Here is a 3,025-nt window from a genome sequence, read left to right as displayed (position 1 = left end):
CCCCGCACCCTCATCGCGGCCGTCAACAGCCTGCTCACCTCCGTCTCCACCACCGCCTGACCCGGCCCGGACCGAGAAGGAATCCACCATGCAGCAGGACCAGCGCGTCGCCCTCGTCACCGGCGCGACCAGCGGAATCGGCCTCGCCGTCGCCCGGCTCCTGGCCACCGGCGGCCACCGGGTCTACCTCGGCGCCCGCACCCGGGAGAACGTCACCAGCACCGTCAAGCACCTGCGCGAAGAAGGTCTCGACGTCGACGGCACCGCACTCGACGTCCGGTCCACCGACGCCATCGCCGCGTTCGTCGCCGGCGCCGTCGACCGGTTCGGCACCGTCGATGTGCTGGTCAACAACGCCGGCCGCAGCGGCGGCGGCGTCACCGCCGACATCGCCGACGAACTGTGGGACGACGTCATCGACACCAACCTCAACAGCGTCTTCCGGATGACCCGCGCGGTCCTCACCGCCGGCGGCATGCGCGCCAAGACCTGGGGCCGGATCATCAACATCGCCTCCACCGCGGGCAAGCAGGGCGTCGTCCTCGGCGCCCCCTACTCGGCGTCCAAACACGGCGTCGTCGGCTTCACCAAGGCCCTGGGCAACGAACTCGCGCCGACCGGCATCACCGTCAACGCGGTATGCCCCGGCTATGTGGAGACCCCGATGGCACAGCGCGTACGCCAGGGCTACGCGGCCGCCTACGACACCACCGAGGACGCCATCCTCGCCACGTTCCAGGCGAAGATCCCCCTCGGCCGCTACTCGACCCCCCAAGAAGTCGCGGGCCTGGTCGGCTACCTCGTCTCCGACACCGCCGCCTCCATCACCGCGCAGGCCCTCAACGTCTGCGGCGGCCTCGGCAACTTCTAGCCCCCACCCGGAAAGGAGATCGGCCACCATGCTCCGCGAAGTCGAACACACCATCGATATCGGCGCCCCCGCCCCCGCCGTCTACCGCCTGATCGCCCAGGTGGAGAACTGGCCGCGGATCTTCCCCCCCACCCTCTACGTCGACCACCTCGAAAAGGACGGCGACACCGAACGCATCCGCATCTGGGCCACCGCGGGCGGCGAACCGAAGAACTGGACCTCCCGCCGCACCCTGGACGCCGACGCCCTGCGCATCACCTTCCGCCAGGAGGTCTCCACACCCCCGGTCGCCGCGATGGGCGGCACCTGGATCATCGAACCACTCACCGGCACGACCTCCCGGGTACGGCTGCTGCACGACTACCGGGCGATCGACGACGACCCCGACGGCCTGGCCTGGATCGACGAGGCCGTCGACCGCAACTCGCGCTCCGAGCTGGCGGCCCTCAAGTCCAACGTCGAACTCGTCCACACCACCGAGGACGTCACGTTCTCCTTCGAGGACTCGATCACCATCGCCGGGGCGGCCAAGGACGCCTACGACTTCGTCAACGAGGCCGGCCGATGGCCCGAGCGACTGCCGCACGTGGCCACCGTCCGCTTCGAGGAGCCCACCCCCGGCCTGCAGGTGCTGGAGATGGACACCCGCGCCAAGGACGGCTCCACACACACCACCAAGTCGTACCGGGTGACCTTCCCCCACCACAAGATCGCCTACAAGCAGATCACCCTGCCCGCCCTGATGACCCTCCACACCGGCTACTGGACGTTCATCGAGAACCCCGACGGCACCAGCACCGCCACCTCGCAGCACACCGTGGTGCTCAACACCGCCAACATCGCCCGCGTCCTGGGCCCGGACGCCACCGTCGCGGACGCCAGGAAGTACGTGCACGACGCGCTGAGCACCAACAGCCGCGCCACCTTGGGCCACGCCAAAGACCACGCCGAGAACCAGCGCTGACCATGGCGGCCCAGCGGCTGGACACCGAGGTCGTCGTCGTGGGCGCCGGACCGGTCGGGCTGATGCTCGCCGCCGAACTGCGCCTCAACGGCACCGACGTGATCGTCTTGGAGACACGCCAGGCCCCGACCACCGAGTCGAGGGCCTCCACCCTGCACGCCCGCACCATGGAAATCCTCGACAGCCGGGGCCTGCTCGCCGCCTTCGGCACCCCACCGCGCGAGATCCGCGGACACTTCGGCGGCATCCCACTGGACCTCACCCTGCCCAGCACCCACCCCGGGCAGTGGAAAGTACCGCAGACCCAGACCGAGCGCGTACTGGAAGACCGGGCACGATCCCTGGGCGCACACATCGCGAGGCAGCACACACTGCGCGCCCTGCGCACCGGGGAGCAGCACGTCGAAACCGTGGCCGCCGGCCCCACCGGACCGGTACGGATACGGGCCCGGTACCTGGTGGGCTGCGACGGCGAGAACTCCACCGTCCGCCGCCTGCTGGGGGCCGACTTCCCCGGCCAGGACGCACGGCGCGAACTGCTGCGCGCCGACGTCGAGGGCATCGACATACCGAACCGGCGCTTCCAGCGCCTGGAACGGGGCCTGGCGGTGGCCGCACGACGCGGCGACGGCGTCACCCGCGTGATGGTGCACGAGTTCGGCCGCCAGGCCACAGCGCGCACCCGGGAGCCGGACTTCGCCGAGGTGTGCGAGGTCTGGCAACGGGTCACGGGGGAGGACATCAGCTCCGGCACACCGCTGTGGGTCAACTCCTTCGGCGACGCCTGCCGGCAACTGACCCACTACCGCCACGGCCGGATCCTGTTCGCGGGCGACGCCGCGCACCGGCAGATGCCGATCGGCGGACAGGCCCTCAACCTCGGCCTGCAAGACGCCGTCAACCTCGGCTGGAAACTCGCCGCCACCGTACGCGGCCGCACCCCCGACACCCTTCTCGACACCTACCACACCGAGCGCCACGCGGTCGGCCGCCGGGTCCTGGCCAACATCCGGGTCCAGGCCCAGCTCCTCCTCGGCGGCACCGAGGCCGGCTCACCGCGCGCACTGATCACCGAACTGCTCGCCTCGGCGGCGGTACGCGGCCACCTCGCCGCCATGATCGCCGGCCTGGACATCCGCTACGACATCGACGACAACACCGGCCACCCCCTGCTCGGCGCCCGCCTGCCC

At 70.6% G+C, this 3,025-nt stretch carries 3 protein-coding genes; all 3 read left to right on the top strand.

Features of this window, described 5'->3' with window-relative positions; genetic code table 11:
• Positions 1 to 88 precede the first annotated feature (88 nt).
• Positions 89 to 871 carry a 3-oxoacyl-ACP reductase FabG gene (fabG, locus tag E4099_RS30845; RefSeq protein WP_135342401.1) on the top strand — a complete coding sequence of 261 codons (783 nt, stop codon included), beginning with the start codon at positions 89 to 91 and terminating at the stop codon, positions 869 to 871.
• Positions 872 to 899: 28 nt separating this feature from the next.
• Positions 900 to 1,835, top strand: coding sequence for an aromatase/cyclase (locus E4099_RS30840; RefSeq protein WP_135342400.1), 936 nt, complete (start codon positions 900 to 902; stop codon positions 1,833 to 1,835).
• 2 nt (positions 1,836 to 1,837) lie between these two features.
• Positions 1,838 to 3,025 (top strand): FAD-dependent monooxygenase (locus E4099_RS30835; RefSeq protein WP_135342399.1); only part of this gene is annotated, 1,188 nt, incomplete at its 3' end.

The organism is Streptomyces palmae (genome assembly GCF_004684805.1).
GTDB lineage: Bacteria > Actinomycetota > Actinomycetes > Streptomycetales > Streptomycetaceae > Streptomyces > Streptomyces palmae.
This window is presented reverse-complemented; position numbering and strand designations above follow the sequence as displayed.